Genomic DNA, 17507 nt, shown 5'->3' with positions numbered 1-17507 from the left:
TTGCTTATGCCTAGATTTAGAAAAAATGTAATCTTGCTTGTTCCTTTGATATGTAACAAGGGATATGAAAATACGGTAAAATATTGGTAATGTATGAAGGGGAATAGGAGGGAAATTTCCTCGATTCTTGTACTTTCTTCCTTGATTGTCAAGTCGTTTCAATGTGGTTGTTAACTGTACTGGATTTCCGACATTAGTATTTATACGTTTCGTTGTTTAGCGAGTTTTTCAATTGGTTACATGACAGTCAGTTTTACCTTTATACCACCGACGTTGACTATTGCTAGTTCTTTAGGTTTCAAGTACAGGGGCATTCTTATGGATTGGAGGAAAGAGAATGAAAATTGTATGTATAGGAGATAGTTTGACAGAGGGATTGGGTGTTGAGAAAGAAAAATCTTGGCCCATGGTTTTAGCGGAGTTAGGAACATTTGAAGTCATAAATAGAGGGATTTCTGGTGATACAACAGCGGGCATGCTCGGCCGTTTTTATCATGAAGTTATCAATGCTCAGGCTACACATTGTATCATTATGGGGGGGCATAATGATTTATGGTGGGATATGCCGATCAATATGATGTTAGGTAATATATACAGTATGGTAAAACAGTCACTTCATCATAATGTTACACCGATTATCGGAATTCCTATTCCGCTCCATATGGAAGGGATCGACCGTCAAAGCGTTGGGGAACCCGTCGCTGGTTATCAAGTGTTTCAGAATAAGCAATCTCAATTTATTCGTGATGTAAAACATATGGCGAGAGAAAACGGATGGAATGATATCGATTTTTATCGTCTGTACATGAATGAAAGAGAGGATGTGAATTCTTCTTATTTTGCAAAGACGGACGGCATTCATCCGAATGAAGATGGGCACCGAGATATGGCGGAGTTTGTATGGGAAGAGTTTAGGAAATGGTATCCATCTTATTTGTTTTGATGAACCTAAGGGGCTCACTATATGATAAGAATCCTTTCTAAGTCCCTGCCATACATAAATCATTAAAAAGAAACAAAATCAAAAATAAAGCGACTACAAGCCTTTCTTCGAAGAATAGTAGTTGTGAAAAAATATACAATTATCCCGCCAAACTTCCTCGTTGATTCCTATATACATGATGGAACGATTCGTTACATATGTTTCATTAAGGAATGGAGGAATAGAAATGGCAGTGTATCGCCTTATGTGGCGGAGGAATTGAGCGAGTGGATGGCGGATTTATCGGAGGAGCTGGTGTTAAAGGCACTCCAGATTGCTTTTGAAAATAATAAACGAACGATTGCTTATGTGAAGGGGATTTTGTGAGAGTGGCATGGAAAGGGCTATACAAAGCTGAGTGAAGTAGAAGAAGCGGAAGCTGAAGAGAAAGTATGAAGGAAAAGGTTACTTGTGATCATCGATTACTTACAGCTGATTACAGGAGATTTAAATTATAGAGGAAATCGGTTTCAAGAAATGAGTGAAATCTCTCGTAAACTAAAAGGGATGGCACGTGATTTAAATGTGTGTATAATCGCACTGTCACAATTGTCCCGTGAAGTAGAATCCCGGCAAGAAAACGACCGTTTTTATGTGACTTAAGGGAGACAGGGAAAATTGAACAAGATGTGGACTTGATTATGCTGATGTACCGAGAAGATCCTTACAATAAGGAAACGGAGCATAAAGATATGACAGAAATTCAAAGCGCAAAGCATCGAAATGGACCTGTTGGAGGGATAAAGCTGCGGTTTTTGAAGGAGTATGGGAAGTTTATATATGAGGAATAAATGAAGGTGAAGAGTAAACAGGGATAAGGAAACTTTTGAATGAAATATCATTAAAAATAGCTTTCAATCATTTATAAATTGGTTCTATAAGTTTAGATTGTTCACCACTTATAGAACCAATTTTCTTTTTATAACACACCGCTCTTCAAAATCGAGTTTTATGATAGTATCCGTATATCACGAGCCGAAGAAAGAAAACGAAATAGGAGGATGAGTACGATGAAAAAATGATAAGTTTCATCTTTTTAAGTATAGTGCTAGTTAGTTTTATTTTTTTTTTTTTTTTGTTAATTGGCATTTATCTTATGTATTTTGATAGGGCGGTATTTGAGTGTGATTAGTATGGGAACAAAGGAACATTTGTAGTGGGAAATCACTTTATTGACGAGCAAAGTAATGTTCATGTACAAGGCTTATTATATGAGACCTACCGTTATGTTTTTGAATCGTTATTTTTCCACCATACGATTGTTTCTTCAATACCGGAATGAATATCATATGATGGTTTCCAGTTTAGTTCATATTTTAAACGTGTAACATTTACGCCGATAAATAAAGGTTCATCTTTTGAAAAAGGAATTGCACCTAACTTAATTAAATGTTCTTTATTCATTTTGTTTGCGATTATATTCGCAATTTCTTTAATTTGAATAGAGTGGCCAGAAGCTATGTTAACAGTGCCTGTAATTTGAGAATGTAATAGTGATACAAGGGCGTTAGCAACATCGCTTACATGGAGGAAATCTCGAGATTGTTCTCCGTGTGTACATAAAGCTTCTTTATTTTTTAATAAGGAAGTAATAATGTGAGAAATAAGGCGATTCCCCTGTTCATGAGGGCCGTATAAATGGAAGATTCGGCTCCAACATACACTGAGATTTGTTTGCTTAGCGTATGATTGTAACCAAGAATGTAATGCATTTTTGCATAAAGAATAAGGGTTTTTATAACATAGAAGTTTAGAATCTTCATATAATACACCGTTTATCCATTGATATTCTGCACCTGTGCCAGCAACGACAATTCTTTGGCCACCACAATATGAGAAATGTTGGATTAATGTAATACTAGATTGTAACCAATAAAAATTGTTAATAGATTCATAACATTTTGGTGGTACAGCCTCCCAAGCTAAAAGAACAAGATGACTCGGTTGAAGATGGAATATGAGTTTTTTTATTTCTTCATCACAAAGTAAATTTACTTTGTGCCAATGACAAATAAGTTGCTGAGGTGGTTTATTTTTATTGTAAGTTGCGTGAACTTCATAGCCCATTTGTACAAGGAAATGTACTACATATTTACCAATCCAACCATTCCCACCCGTTACAAGGACTTTTTTCATGATTCAATCACTTCAACTTTAGGAATTGCCACAACAAACTTCCCACCCCATTCCTTTATAAATGAGCATTCTTTCATAATCTCTTCTTTTAAATTCCACGGTAATATGAAAATATAATCTGGTTTTGTGCGTATGATTTCTTCTATTGATTTTACGGGGATGCGAGTCCCTGGCAAAAATAGATTTTGTTTATAAGGGTTTTTATCGACAGTATAAGGAAGAAATTCTTTCCCGATGCCACAATAATTTAATAGAGTATTCCCTTTCGCGGGGGCACCATAACCGATAATTTGTTTATTTAAAGAGTGTACGTCAATAAAAAATTTTAAAATATCCATTTTTAATTGTTTCACTTCTTTAGCGAAAAGAAGATAGGAATCTAGTTTATCTAAACCGTAATCCATTTCTTTTTGCATAATATTTGATACGTTTTCACTTATTTTTGTATCTCTGTTGATATGCTGTATAAATAAACGTAATGAACCACCATGTGTGGGGAGTTCCTCTGCATCTATAATTTGCAAGTTATGGTGAGAGAAGATCTTTTGAAGACATATGAGTGAAAAATAGGAGAAGTGTTCGTGATAAATTGTGTCAAATTGTTTTAAAGATATGAGATTTAATAAGTGTGGGAATTCAATCGTTATACTGCCATTTGGCTTCAATAAAGTTTTTAAACCGGCGATAAAATCGTGTAAATGAGGGACGTGAGCTAATACGTTATTTGCAATAATTAAATCAGCTTGGGAATTTTCGTCTGTTAATTGTTTTGCTACATTGTTGCTAAAGAATTCTATTTTAGTTGGGATTCCTTTTTGAATGGCAATATTGGCAACATTTTTTGCAGGTTCAATCCCTAAACTTGGAATATTTTCTTTTTGAAAATATTGGAGTAAGTATCCATCATTGCTTGCAATTTCAATGACTTGTGAGTCTTTAGTTAATTTGAATCGTCCCATTGCCATTTCTACGTATTGTTTCGCATGCAATAGCCAACTTGAGGAGTAAGAGCTAAAGTATAAATAATCATGAAAAATATTTTGTGGGGATTCGAATTCATCTAGTTGGACAAGTAAACAATTATGACAAACGAACGTATGCAATGGATAGAAAGATTCCATTTTGTATGCATGTTCTGAGGTTATAAATGAATTTGCGAAGGGGGAAACACCTAAATCTAAAAAAGTGTACTTTAGTAATGTGTGACAAAAGCGACATTTTTTCTGATTCATTGTATAGCCTCCCTATAATTTTTTAAATGCATCTATTTGATCGTTTGTAAAGGATTCTATGTTTTCACCACATGCATATTTTTTGTACCATTCGACGGTCCAAGAAATAGAGTCTTCTATCGGTAGTTTTGGAGACCAACCAAGTTCAGACATCGCCTTTGTACTATCAAGTGTTAAGATGGGGGCTTCATAAGGTTGTAGAGTAGTAGGGAGCAGTATGTTTAATGGTTTATCCCAAAGCTTAATTACAGATTGAATAAGTTCATGAACTGTTATGTGAGTTTGATTATTTGGCCCAAAATTCCAAGCATCAATATATTGATCATTATCCCAAAGCTTCTCTGCTAAAAGGATATATCCGTGTAGAGGATCTAATACATGCTGCCAGGGACGAATTGCATGAGGATTTCTAATGTTTAATGTTGCACCATGTAAATAGGAACGAATAATATCTGGAAGTAATCGGTCTTCTGCCCAGTCTCCGCCGCCAATTACGTTTCCGGCTCTTACAGAGGCAAGTTTGGGGGAATACTCAAAGAAAGACTTTTGATAGGAAAGTGCTACTAATTCAGCGCAAGCCTTACTAGCGCTATAGGGATCATGCCCACCTAACCGATCGCTCTCTTTAAATGCTCGATTGCCTGTCCCGTCGTTTTCATAACACTTATCACTAGTAACATTAATCATAACCTGTACGCTGTCAACATGTTTTGCGGCTTCTAATACGTGCGCTGTACCTAAAACATTTACTTTAAATGTATCAATTGGATTTTTGTATGAAGCAGTGACAATCGGCTGTGCCGCTAGGTGAAAAATAATATTTGGTTTATTTTGTTTTATGACTTGTAATAAAGAATCGTAATCTGTAATATCCCCTGTAAATGAACGGCATTTTTTCATAGCGTTCGATTGTTCGAATAAATATGGTGTTGAGGAGGGAGGAGAAGAGTAGCCGGTTATTTCTGCGCCTAAAGAATGTAAAAAAAGTGTTAGCCAAGTTCCTTTAAAGCCAGTGTGCCCAGTAATAAATACTTTTTTCTTATGCCAAAAATTTGAAGAGTGCATTTTACCAAACCTTCCATGGAGCATAGTTACTTTCCCACAACTCTACTAATTTTTTCTTATCACGAAGTGTGTCCATCGGATGCCAAAAGCCTGTATGTCGATATGCTTCGAGTTCATTTTTAGCAGCTAACTGTACGAGAGTATCGGTTTCAAATACAGATGTATCATCTTTAATATAGTTGAAAACATCTGTATTTAAAACGAAGAACCCCCCGTTTATCCAGTTCCCATCTCCTAGTGGTTTTTCTTTAAAAGCTGAGACAGATGTGCCATTCATAATGAGAGAACCGAATCTACCAGGAGGTTGCACTGCAGTTACGGTGGCGATTTTTCCGTGCTTTTTATGAAATTCAGCAAGTTTTTTTAAATTTACATTACTTAATCCATCGCCGTAAGTGAGGAAAAAAGAATCCTCGTCTATATATTTTTGTATTCTTTTTACCCGCCCAGCAGTTTGAGTGTTTTCTCCCGTATCAATGAGTGTAATCTGCCATGGTTCTATATGATGAAAATGATTCGTAATGGTATTATCTTTTAAATGAATTGTGAAATCAGACATGTGTAAATTGTAATTCAGAAAAAATTCTTTAATAGCATAGCCTTTATATCCTAAACAAATAATAAACTCAGTAATTCCATAATAATGAAATAAACGCATAATATGCCAGAGAATGGGCTTTGTGCCAATTTCAATCATCGGCTTTGGTTTCAAATGTGTTTCTTCACCAATTCGAGTACCATATCCACCAGCAAGAATTACAGCTTTCATATCTGAAATCCCCCAGTTTAAAAGGTATTTTTTAATGGCCATATCAACAATTATTATATGAAGTGATAACAGGTCTATGAATAAAACACATGATAATTTGCATGAAAAAAGTAACCAAAATTGGTTACTGAAAACAAGGAAGTTGTATGACATCCCTGGAAAACAATCTGCAATAATAACATATGGCTTTACGGAGAGTTTTATAACGAAAAATATTTAATCTTCTCATAATGGACAAAACGGTTGCTTATATATGGTAGTAAAGAATCGTTTAGGAGGGGGATATTATTGCAACTTTAATCTCTCACTTTTATAATGAAGAATACTTGCTACCTTGGTGGTTAATGCATCATAAACAGATCTTTAATCATGGGATTTTAATTAATAGGGGTTCTACAGATCGATCGGTAGAAATGTGTAAAATATTTGCACCAGACTGGGAAGTGAGAACTTCAAAGGTACCTGAGTTTGATGCAGAACAAGTTGATAATGAAGTTATGGATATTGAAAGTGAAGTGAACGGTTGGAAGATGACTTTAAACACTACAGAATTTCTTTGTTGTCAAAATAAAACAAGCTTCTTTCATTCATTAAATGAGCTGCAAAAAAGAATGTATGCGATTCGAATGATTTTAATGGTGGATCCTTTAAATAATTATTATTCTAATCCAAGGTATTCTAAACCTCTAGTGAAACAGAGGTTTCATGGATATTTTCCACATGATCCATATCTTACCAAGAGTTGGAGATTAATTCATAACTATAAAAAGGGATACTATACACCAGGGAGGCATTCATCCGCTTATCCATTTGAATTGTATACCTTGCCCGCCCTTGTGCTAAAGTTTTATTTTAGTCCATGGAATGATCAAATAAAAAAAAGAAAGTTGCAAATTGCCCCGACTCTTTCGCAGCGTTGGAGTGCCTTAAAAACTTCCTATGGAACAACTTTAGAAGAATTGGAGTCAAAATTTATCGGTGTTGCAGCACACACACAAGACCTTCGTCTAAATCCAGTATATCAAGAAGTATTTTCTCAAAAATAGGGTGAATCGTATACAGGAGGATTGACATGAACGAAAATAATGTTAAAAAAATCTTATTTATTCGATCAGGAACTCCTTTTTATTTCCCAGCACTAGAAACAGCAATTTTTAATAGTCTACAAAGGGCAAGTAGCAATGTAATGATGGTACATATAGAGAAAGCAATAAAAACAGCAGTACGGACAAAGCCGGATTTTATTTTGGTATTGCATGGTTTAAGAGAAGAGTTTAATCAAATCATCCCTGAATTAAAGAAATTGGGCTTTACGACAGGAATTTGGTTGACAGATGATCCCTATTATATGGATTTAACCCAAAATATTGTTCCATATTATGACTACATATTTACTCAGGATTTAAATTGTATTAAATTTTATAGGAGCAGGGGATGTAAAAATGTTTTTTATCTCCCTTTAGCAGCGGATCATAACGTATATAAACCCGATTTTAAAGATAAGTCTAATCATTATGAAATTAGTTTTATTGGTACAGCGTTTAAAAATAGAATTGAATTCATTGACTCAATTTCTGAATATTTAGTTTGTAAGAACTTGAAAATTGTAGGATTTGGTTGGGAAAAATTGAAGAGTTATAAAATCTTGAAAGATAAGATAAAACTCTTGCCACTTGGTAAATATGAAGATGCGTTACAATATTATGTATCTACTAAAATTAATATTAATTTGCACCGTTCACCATATGATAAGGACATGAATAGTAATGCAGCAAATATTGCTGCATATTCAGTAAATAATAGAACATTTGAAATTAATTCCTCAGGTTCTTTTCAGTTAACTGATATACGTCCAGATATAGCGAAGCACTATATACCAAGTGTTGAAATAGAAACTTTTTGTAATCCACAAGAGTTTATAGAAAAAGCGGAATATTATTTAGAAAATGTAAAAGAGAGGAAGCAAATAGCGAAAAATGGGCTGATTAGAACTTTAAAACATCACACATATGATAAACGTGTCATACAATTATTAAACTATATTAATGAAATTGATAAGTATCCAAAGAAATAGGAGAGGGGTCACATAAATTCTAATAACGATTTGAATGATCGTCATGTTGTATTTTTCAGCTTAAGTGTATATCTTTTAAAAGGATATACCAAGTTCTTTTATTTAGATAATTACTTGAAACTTGAATTGGAAAGACATGATTTATGCCCCATTCCAACTCATGTATCTCATTTTCAAGTCCTGTTGGATAGAGTAAAAGTATCTTAAAGTTATTTTTAACAATATTTGATAAAATTAATTGTAACTCTAACGTTTCAGTCAAATCTCCGCCCCATCTAACAAATAAAATAGATTGAGAATTTTGCATTCTTTTGTAAAAATTATCAATCCTTCGATCTAATTTTTGTTTGAAATCTTGGTATGTGATAAACCAATCTTTATTTGAGATGATAGGGAAATCATGATAGGATGTTACGTTATATTTGATGTCTTTTACAATGTGAGAATAAACAGGTTGTATTACGCCATCATGAAAAAGAACATTTTTATCTGGCAATGCATGCATATTTTTCAAGTCCATAAAGTCTATAAAGTTATTTTTTAGTAATTTATTAATAGAAGAAAGGTCTGGAGACACAAACCAATCTAGAGGACCAGCATATTTACGTAGCCCATATTTTCTTAGATGGATAGCAGTATAACAATTGTTCCCTAGACTAATAACATCATCATATATCCCTTGAGCTCCTTTAATTTCCAATACAATCATCCTTTTCTTTATACAAATTAAAAGGTATTTGTATAACAGCTTAAAATAATGTATCCTCATTACATATATTTTTTGAGAAATGTAATATAAAAAATATTTATTTTATAGAATTAGGAAATCGTTTCCTCACGAATAATATATGTATGTATAAATATGAATGTGAAAATAGTTTAAAAAGATTTATACAACTTTAGGTTTGTTAGATATAGAATACAAGTTTCTATATTTAGATATATTCAAATAAGACTTCAACATAATTATTTTTTTAAACGGTATGTTGAAGTGAATTTGTATATTCTTGAGTGATATCAAGAATATCAAATGGTGAATATTTGGTATACCGATGTGCTTTCCTACCATTTTTTGATAGGTCTTCGAACAATCTGACAAGAATGGGAATCATGTCTCGACAGGATGTGAACAGCACATCGCGTATACTTGGAAAATAAATATATGTAATATATGTTGCCTTATATTTATTCACTGGTCTCTTTATGTTTCTTCTCCCAAATGAGCCTCCGCATTTTATAAGTTATACTGGCAATAAGACATAATGCAATCAACTGCCCGTACAAATGGCACTGGAATCGTTCGAGTTTTATCTTTTTAACCGCATGAATACCCAAAATAGATTTCTATGTTTTAAACGTTCACATTTTTGTTTAAAGTTCTTCTATTATCTTGTTGCAAACGCTTACTTGTTTGTGTATAATGAAGTCAAACTTAAAGGATTGTTACTGTTCGGCAGGCAAAACCTAAATTGATTCGAAGACTACTATTGCTATGTAGTTTTGGGGAATCAGTTTAGGTTTTTTTTATTATTTGTGATCACATTAGAAATAAAAAGAGGCGAACAAAATGAAAATCCATAAAATTTTAAATAATAATGTTGTTTGTACGATAAAAGAGAATAATAGTGAAATTATATTGATGGGTAGAGGTTTAGGATTTCAGAAAAAAGTGGGGGATACAATTGATGAATCTAAAATAGAAAAAACATTCGTTTTAGAAACAAAAGAAGTATCTGAGAAGCTTGCTACGTTATTAACTGAGATTCCTGTAGAGCATTTAGAAGTGACAGAGCAAATTGTACAATTAGCGAAAACTATTTTGCCGAGCCGTTTAAGCGAGTATATTTATCTTACATTAACAGATCACCTTAGCTTTGTGTTCACGCGGCATAAAGAAGGGATTGAGCTGAAAAATGCACTTCTTTGGGAAATCAAAAAGTTTTATCAAACAGAGTTTGAAATTGGTTTACGAGCTTTAGAGATTATTGAAAAAGAAACAGGTATTAGGCTTTCAGAGGATGAGGCTGGTTCGATTGCACTTCATTTAGTAAATGCTCAGCAAGGGGAACCAGAAATGCAGCAAACAGTAACAATGACAAAAATTGTTCAAGATATTTTAAATATTGTGAAGTATCATTATAAGATGGATTTAGATGAAAATTCATTTAACTATAGCCGATTTGTCACTCACTTACGATATTTTGCTCAACGTTTACTTCAGCATGAATCAAGCTCAAATGAAGATGACTTTTTATTTGAGCAAGTCAAACAAAAGTACAACGAAGCTTATCGTTGTACAGAGAAAATAGAAGAGTATTTACGTAGTAGACATAACACTCTTCTTTCGAAAGATGAAAAAATGTATGTAACGCTTCATATCCACCGTGTAACGAAGCGGGAATCAATTTGAATAAAATATAGGATTGTTACTGATTAGCAGGCAAAACCTAAATTAATTTCCATTTGCATGAAAATAATTTTGTGCAGGTGGGGATTAGTTTAGGTTTTTATTTTTAGAATGACTGAAAAAGGGAGGCGTGCATGCGATGAAATACGAACAATTAGCAAAAGATATTCTTAAAAATGTTGGTGGAACCGAAAATATAAATAGTGTGGTTCACTGTATTACCCGCCTAAGATTTCAATTAAAAGATGAGGGAAAAGCAAATACAGAAGTGCTGAAAAATATGGATGATGTTGTTACCGTTATGAAAAGCGGCGGACAGTATCAAGTTGTAATTGGCAATCATGTTGCTGATGTGTATAAAGCGGTTGTCACGGTTGGAGGCTTTCAGACGAAAGAGGATGAAAATATTGATGACCAAAAGAAAAGTAGTTTTATAGATATTGTTTCTAGTATTTTTACACCTGTTTTAAGTGTACTAGCCGCAACAGGGATGATTAAAGGTTTTAATGCGCTTATTTTAGCATTAGGCTGGTTAAGTCAAGAATCAGGAACTTATCAAATCTTAAATGCAGTTGGAGATTCATTATTTTACTTCTTCCCAATCTTTCTAGGTTATACAGCGAGTAAAAAGTTTCATGGTGCACCATTTATTGGGATGGCAATTGGCGGTGCGCTTGTTTATCCAGCTTTAGCTGGTTTAACAGCCGGGAAACCGCTTTATACATTATTTGCAGGGACAATGTTTGAATCACCTATTCATATTACTTTTTTAGGTATACCTGTTATTTTAATGAATTATGCGTCATCTGTTATTCCGATTATTTTAGCTACTTATTTTGCCGCTAAAGTAGAAAAAGAGTTAAAGAAAGTCATTCCAGATGTTGTGAAAACATTTTTAGTGCCATTTTTCACATTGCTGATTATTGTACCGATTACCTTTCTTGTCATTGGACCAATTGCAACATGGGCAGGTCAATTTTTAGGACAAGCTACACTATGGGCGTATCATTTAAGTCCGTTAGTCGCAGGTATTTTCCTTGGAGCGTTTTGGCAATTGTTTGTTATCTTTGGTCTTCATTGGGGTATTGTACCAATTGGATTTAATAATTTAGCAGTACATGGTGAAGATCCAATATTAGCTCTTATATTCGCTGCTTCTTTTGCACAAATTGGTGCTGTTCTTGGTGTTTGGATAAAAACAAATGAGAAGAAATTGAAAGAACTTAGTATGCCCGCTTTTATTTCTGGTATTTTCGGGATTACAGAGCCAGCTATTTATGGGATTACACTTCCGCAGAAAAAACCTTTCGTTATAAGTTGTATCGCTGGTGGTATTGGCGGAGGAATTCTTGGTGTATTTGGTACAAAGGCGTATATGGCAGGTGGCCTTGGAATATTTCAAATTCCAACATTTGTTAGTTCAAAAACAGGCATTACAGCGGGATTATGGGGATCTATTATTGCGATGATTGTTGCATTTGTATTAGGATTTGTACTTACTTACTTGTTTGGTGTAAAGAAAAAGGGACAATCTGTTCAAGTAAATCCTGACCAGACAAAACCATCTCAGCACGAGGAAGTTCATGCTACTATGAATAGTGAAGTCATTGTGAGTCCTTTTTATGGAGAAGTAAAACCGTTAAAAGATATTGAAGATGCAGCGTTTGCCTCAGGCGTTCTTGGGAAAGGGGTAGCGATTGAACCTTCAGAAGGAAAATTATTTTCACCAGTTTCTGGTACAGTTTCCGCACTTTTTCCAACGAATCATGCCTTAGGAATTACGACGGAAACAGGGGCGGAGCTTCTAATTCATATCGGGATGGATACTGTGAAACTAGATGGGGAATTTTTCTCTTCTCATATTGCACAAGGAGATCATGTTGAAAAAGGACAATTATTGATTGAATTTAACATAGCTGAAATTCAAGACGCAGGCTATATTGTGACAACACCAGTTGTTGTTACAAATCATGATCAATATAACGTAATGATAAAAGAGAAGGGTCAGGTGACACCTGAAGAATCTGTAATCGAACTAGAAGTGAAATGATTTTTGAAATTTCATATTGTTTAAAACGAGGGAAGACATATTGCATGCCCTTCCTTCGTTAATTATTATATAAAGGAGTTTTCATATATGGCTAAAGTTACGTTTCCAAAAGGTTTTTTATGGGGTGGGGCAATGGCTGCTAACCAAGCTGAAGGAGCATATTTAGAAGATGGAAAAGGATTAACAACAGTGGATCTCCTTCCAACTGGTGAAAAACGTTGGGATATTATGAAAGGAAATATCCAATCCTTTACACCGATGGAAGGAGAATTTTATCCATCGCATGAAGCAATTGATTTTTACCATCGTTATAAAGAAGATATTGCTCTGTTTGCAGAAATGGGATTTAAAGCGTTACGCGTTTCGATTGCGTGGACACGTATTTTTCCAAATGGTGACGAGAAACAGCCAAATGAAACAGGTTTGCAGTTTTATGATAATTTGTTTGACGAATTATTGAAATATGGAATTGAGCCGGTCGTGACAATGGCTCATTTTGATGTACCTGTTCATTTAGTCGAAACATATGGAAGCTGGAGAAATCGAAAGCTTATCCATTTCTTTGAAACATATGCAAAAACGATTTTTAAACGATATAAAGATAAAGTGAAATATTGGATGACGTTTAATGAAATTAATATGCTACTGCATTTACCTTTCGTTGGTGCTGGTTTAACTTTTAAAGAAGGCGAAAATAAAAAACAAATTCAATATCAAGCAGCACATCATCAGCTTGTGGCAAGTGCTTTAGCAGTGAAAGCGTGCCATGAAATAATACCGGATGCTAAAATTGGTTGTATGCTTGCAGCAGGAGCGACGTATCCATATACATGCAATCCAGATGATGTTTTACGAGCGATGGAACAAGATAGAGAATCATTCTTTTTCATTGATGTACAAGCAAGAGGTGAATATCCTGGATATGCGAAGCGATTCTTTAAAGATAATCACTTAGAGATTGAAATGGAAAAAGAAGATGAAGAGATTTTAAAAGCATATACAGTGGATTATATTGGATTTAGCTACTATGCTAGCCGAGCAGCAAGTACAGACCCTGAAGTATTAAAGGGCATTACAAGTGGAAATGTATTTGGCTCTGTTGAAAATCCGTATCTTGAAAAATCAGAATGGGGCTGGACAATTGATCCAAAAGGGTTCCGTATTACAGCAAATCAACTGTACGATCGTTATCAGAAACCGCTGTTTGTTGTGGAAAATGGTCTAGGTGCAATTGACACATTACATGCTGAAGAAGAGATTAACGATGAGTATCGCATCGATTATTTACGAAAACATATGATTGAACTTTCAGAGGCAATCCAAGATGGGGTAGAGGTTATTGGATATACAAGCTGGGGCCCAATTGACCTTGTCAGCGCTTCAACAGGTGAGATGAAGAAACGGTATGGATATATTTATGTTGATAAAGATAATGAAGGAAAAGGATCATTAAAAAGATTCAAAAAGAAAAGTTTTGATTGGTATAAACAAGTCATTGCAACAAACGGTGAAAGTTTAAACGCTTAAATCGTAAGAAAACCTGTGCCAAAAGGTCGTACAAAAGGCTCTTTTGGTGACAGGTTTTTCTTTTTTACACTATATGAATGATGCACGCTTCATTATCTGCGCTTCGATATGAGATGTTGACCAATCGAAAAAAGGGCGTACATATCATTCTACTATTCTAGTTCCATTTATAAACATTTGATATAATGTTATATTGATATTATATATGTATGATTTACATTTTTAAATTTACATAATCGTTCATTACTCATGAAAGAAAAGAGGTACAAAATAATGGGTACGAAAAAGACTGTAGCGATATCCACACTTGCTTTAGCGATGATTACGGGAGTTGATACGACTCATGCTCAAGCGGATGAACCTGCTCAAATACAGGATTCTATTAAACCAAGTGTAGATGAGAAAGTTTCTGAATGGAAACAAGCGAAGCAAAATGTGAAAGATAAAGTCTCTGAATTGAAACAGGAAAAGCAAAGTATAGAAAACAAAGTGGATGAATGGAAACAAGAAAAGCAAAATATAAAAGACAAAGTCTCTGAATTGAAACAGGAAAAGCAAAATATAGAAAACAAAGTAGATGAATGGAAACAGAAAAAACAAAATATAGAAGAGAAAGTAGGGGAAATCAAGCAGGCGAAGCAAAATGTGAAAGACAAGGTTTCTGAATTGAGACAGGAAAAGCAAAATATAGAAGAGAAAATCCCTGAATTGAAAGAAATCAAACAAAATGTGGAAGAGAAAATAGAGGCATTTAAGCAGTTAAAGCAAACGGCAGAAAAAAAAGTGACGGAACTGAAACAAGTAAAGCAAAATGTAAACGAGCAAGTGTCTGAATTAAAACAGTTTGTTAAACAGATGGAAGAGAAAGTGAACGAGCTAAAACAAATGAAACAAGCGATAGAAAATAAAATCGCTGAATGGAAACAGACGAAGCAGCCTGGAGTAGAAGATAAAGTCTCTGAATGGGGACAGGAAAAGCAAAATATAGAGAATAAAATCGCTGCATTAACAGAGGCAAAGCAAAATGTAGAAAAGCAAGTCTCTGAACTAGCGCAGAAGAAACAAGCGAAAGAGGAGAATCGCATTACCTTTTTTAAGCCGAAAACTGAAAATAGAGAACTTCCTAACGCCGGAGCGAGCGAATCTCATACAATGCCTTTAGGGGTGCTATCGATTTTAGGTGGAATTCTATTACTAGTGCGAAATAAAATGAAAAAAGTATTGTAAGCAACATATAAGAAAAAGAGTAGTTTCAAAAAATGAAAACTGTTCTTTTTTGTCTGTTTACTGTAAAGCGCTTTCGTTTTAATGTAGTTAATAACAATACGCTTTCAAATATATCATAACGGAAAGGGATATGGAACGCGACAGGAATTTTCTATGAATTCATCTAATGATGTAAACATGTGAAGAATGATTTAGGAAAACAACAAAACGAATAAGGGTGGAATAGCAAATGAAAAAAATTATAAATAAGCCGGAAACACTCGTCATGGAGATGTGCAATGGGATGGTCATGGCACATCCAGAACTTGAGTTATTAAAAAAGTATAAAGTAATTAAGAAAAAAGAAATGAATGAAAATAAAGTTACATTAATTAGTGGTGGCGGAAGTGGCCATGAACCAGCTCATGCTGGATTAGTTGGAAAAGGAATGCTAGATGCGGCAGTGTGCGGAGATGTGTTTGCTTCCCCTTCACAAATTCAAGTGTATCAGGCCATTAAAGCAACAGCGAGCAAAAAAGGTACGCTCCTTATTATTAAAAACTACAGCGGCGATATTATGAATTTTAAAAATGGTGCTCACTTAGCTACTGAGGATGGCATTCGAGTCGAATATGTTCGCGTAGATGATGATATTGCGGTAGAAGATAGCCTTTATACAGTTGGTCGCCGCGGTGTTGCTGGAGTCATACTTGTACATAAAATTGCCGGTGCAGCAGCAGAAGAAGGTATGGATTTAATGCAGGTCAAAGCTATAGCGGAAAAAGCAGTGGCGAATGTTCGTACAATTGGTATGGCGCTCACTTCTTGTACGGTTCCAGCTAGTGGTTCACCTACTTTCAAATTAGGTGAAGATGAGATGGAATACGGGGTTGGTATTCACGGAGAGCCAGGAAGAAAACGTGAAAAAGTTATGAGCGCAGATGAGCTAGCAATGCGCATGACAAATGATCTTTTGAAAGATTTAGAGCTAGACGAAGAGACTGAAATTGCTGTTTTAGTGAACGGTTTTGGCGGTACACCGCTTCAAGAATTGTATGTATTTAACAATGCAGTTACGAGAGAACTAAGTAAACGAAACATACGAATCAATAGAACGTTTGTTGGTAACTATATGACAAGTATTGATATGGCTGGGCTTTCTTTAACTATTATGAAATTGGATAAAGAGCTAAAGACATTGTTATCGAAAGAGTGTTATACGCCAGCGTTTCAAGTAGATGGTCTAGTGGAGAGGGTAGAATATATGCCTCTAGAGGAAGAGGAAGAAAAACAAGTTTCGTTTGAAGTAGAAACAGCGGAGAAACATGCGATAATTCAGAATGAGGTGCTTACGATAGACAATATGGTGTATCTTGTTGATAAAATGAGTGAAGTCATTATTCAAAATGAAATACCATTTTGTGAATTAGATACGCATGCGGGCGACGGAGATTTTGGAATGAGCGTTGCGAAAGGATTCAAGCAATTGAAACGTGAATGGAGCTCGATTTTGAAACAAGAGCCTTTCAATATTGGAACATTTCTAGATGCGTGCTCTATGGTCATTATGGAACATTGCGGCGGTGCTTCTGGTCCAATTTGGGGCGGGGCTTTTCGGGCTGCGAGTAAGGCTGCCGGAGAGCAAACAGAATTAACAGTTGGAGAAATGGCCAACATATTAGAAGCTTCCTTAAAGGGTATACAATGGATTGGAGAGCGCTCTTTCGGACGAGGAGCTGAGGTAGGCGATAAAACACTTGTGGATGCATTTGCACCTTGTGTACAGTCTTGGTTAGACAGTGCTACAAATGGTGTAGACTTTAAAACGGCTTTTGAAAAAGGAGCAGAGGCTGCAGTGAAGGGGGCGGAATATACAAAAGAAATCGTTGCTCGAATGGGTCGTGCTGGTACAGTTGGAGAACGCAGCTTAGGATATCCAGATGCCGGTGCCTATGCATTAGGAGTAATCTTTACGGAGCTTTCTCGTGCTTTAAGATCATAATATAAAAGATTGTCTAAAACATGTATGAATTGCTTATATGTTATGTTCCAATTTTAA

General features: G+C 34.9%; 12 protein-coding genes and 4 pseudogenes. 10 read left to right on the top strand and 6 right to left on the bottom strand.

The window, feature by feature from the left end:
* Positions 1-337: 337 nt before the first annotated feature.
* The 3 genes and pseudogenes from MR056_RS06065 to MR056_RS06055 form a co-directional block, all read left to right on the top strand.
* Complete coding sequence (locus tag MR056_RS06065; protein WP_011983866.1) at positions 338-943, top strand: SGNH/GDSL hydrolase family protein; 606 nt, start codon at positions 338-340, stop codon at positions 941-943.
* Positions 944-1114: 171 nt separating this feature from the next.
* A pseudogene (locus MR056_RS06060) lies at positions 1115-1306 on the top strand (DnaD domain protein); the annotation flags it as partial.
* Between the two features lie 49 nt (positions 1307-1355).
* A pseudogene (locus tag MR056_RS06055) lies at positions 1356-1773 on the top strand (DnaB-like helicase C-terminal domain-containing protein); the annotation flags it as partial.
* Positions 1774-2151: 378 nt separating this feature from the next.
* Here MR056_RS06055 and MR056_RS06050 read toward each other — a convergent pair.
* From MR056_RS06050 to rfbF, 4 genes and pseudogenes are all read right to left on the bottom strand, one after another.
* A pseudogene (locus MR056_RS06050) lies at positions 2152-3118 on the bottom strand (NAD-dependent epimerase/dehydratase family protein).
* Positions 3115-4350 (bottom strand): class I SAM-dependent methyltransferase, encoded by a 1236-nt coding sequence (locus tag MR056_RS06045; protein ID WP_087097934.1) that lies wholly within the window; start codon positions 4348-4350, stop codon positions 3115-3117. The pseudogene MR056_RS06050 and the gene MR056_RS06045 overlap by 4 nt, the downstream one beginning before the upstream one ends.
* Positions 4351-4362: 12 nt before the next feature.
* A complete protein-coding gene (gene rfbG / locus MR056_RS06040; RefSeq protein WP_041809492.1) occupies positions 4363-5415 on the bottom strand; it encodes a CDP-glucose 4,6-dehydratase in 1053 nt (350 codons plus the stop codon).
* Position 5416: 1 nt separating this feature from the next.
* Positions 5417-6184 carry a glucose-1-phosphate cytidylyltransferase gene (rfbF, locus tag MR056_RS06035; protein WP_011983871.1) on the bottom strand — a complete coding sequence of 256 codons (768 nt, stop codon included), beginning with the start codon at positions 6182-6184 and terminating at the stop codon, positions 5417-5419.
* A gap of 284 nt (positions 6185-6468) precedes the next feature.
* Here rfbF and MR056_RS06030 point away from each other — a divergent pair, with 284 nt between their 5' ends.
* Positions 6469-7230, top strand: a complete 762-nt coding sequence (locus MR056_RS06030; RefSeq protein WP_087094582.1) for a glycosyltransferase family 2 protein — start codon at positions 6469-6471, stop codon at positions 7228-7230.
* Positions 7231-7256: 26 nt separating this feature from the next.
* A complete protein-coding gene (locus MR056_RS06025) occupies positions 7257-8258 on the top strand; it encodes a CgeB family protein (RefSeq protein WP_011983873.1) in 1002 nt (333 codons plus the stop codon).
* Positions 8259-8313: 55 nt separating this feature from the next.
* On the opposite strand, the gene MR056_RS06020 is transcribed toward MR056_RS06025, so the two are convergent.
* Together MR056_RS06020 and MR056_RS06015 are read right to left on the bottom strand one after the other, a co-directional pair.
* The gene (locus MR056_RS06020) at positions 8314-8967 is read right to left on the bottom strand and encodes a DUF1796 family putative cysteine peptidase (protein ID WP_081428349.1); all 654 of its coding nucleotides are present in this window, start codon (positions 8965-8967) and stop codon (positions 8314-8316) included.
* A gap of 353 nt (positions 8968-9320) precedes the next feature.
* Positions 9321-9602: pseudogene (locus tag MR056_RS06015) on the bottom strand (IS4 family transposase); the annotation flags it as partial.
* Between the two features lie 223 nt (positions 9603-9825).
* Between MR056_RS06015 and licT the strand changes: the two are divergent.
* The 5 genes from licT (at position 9826) to dhaK (ending at position 17450) form a co-directional block, all read left to right on the top strand.
* Complete coding sequence (gene licT, locus MR056_RS06010; protein ID WP_011983875.1) at positions 9826-10668, top strand: BglG family transcription antiterminator LicT; 843 nt, start codon at positions 9826-9828, stop codon at positions 10666-10668.
* A gap of 136 nt (positions 10669-10804) precedes the next feature.
* The gene (locus tag MR056_RS06005; RefSeq protein ID WP_011983876.1) at positions 10805-12715 is read left to right on the top strand and encodes a beta-glucoside-specific PTS transporter subunit IIABC; all 1911 of its coding nucleotides are present in this window, start codon (positions 10805-10807) and stop codon (positions 12713-12715) included.
* A gap of 87 nt (positions 12716-12802) precedes the next feature.
* Positions 12803-14242 carry a 6-phospho-beta-glucosidase gene (locus tag MR056_RS06000; protein WP_011983877.1) on the top strand — a complete coding sequence of 480 codons (1440 nt, stop codon included), beginning with the start codon at positions 12803-12805 and terminating at the stop codon, positions 14240-14242.
* Between the two features lie 273 nt (positions 14243-14515).
* Positions 14516-15469, top strand: coding sequence for a cell wall anchor (locus tag MR056_RS05995; protein ID WP_011983878.1), 954 nt, complete (start codon positions 14516-14518; stop codon positions 15467-15469).
* Between the two features lie 229 nt (positions 15470-15698).
* Positions 15699-17450 carry a dihydroxyacetone kinase subunit DhaK gene (gene dhaK, locus MR056_RS05990; RefSeq protein ID WP_011983879.1) on the top strand — a complete coding sequence of 584 codons (1752 nt, stop codon included), beginning with the start codon at positions 15699-15701 and terminating at the stop codon, positions 17448-17450.
* Positions 17451-17507: the final 57 nt, after the last annotated feature.

Origin of the sequence: Bacillus cereus group sp. BfR-BA-01360 (assembly GCF_022663595.1) — a bacterium.
Lineage (GTDB): Bacteria > Bacillota > Bacilli > Bacillales > Bacillaceae_G > Bacillus_A > Bacillus_A cytotoxicus.
Note: the sequence above shows the minus strand (reverse complement) of the source record. Positions and strands in the feature narration are given on the sequence as shown.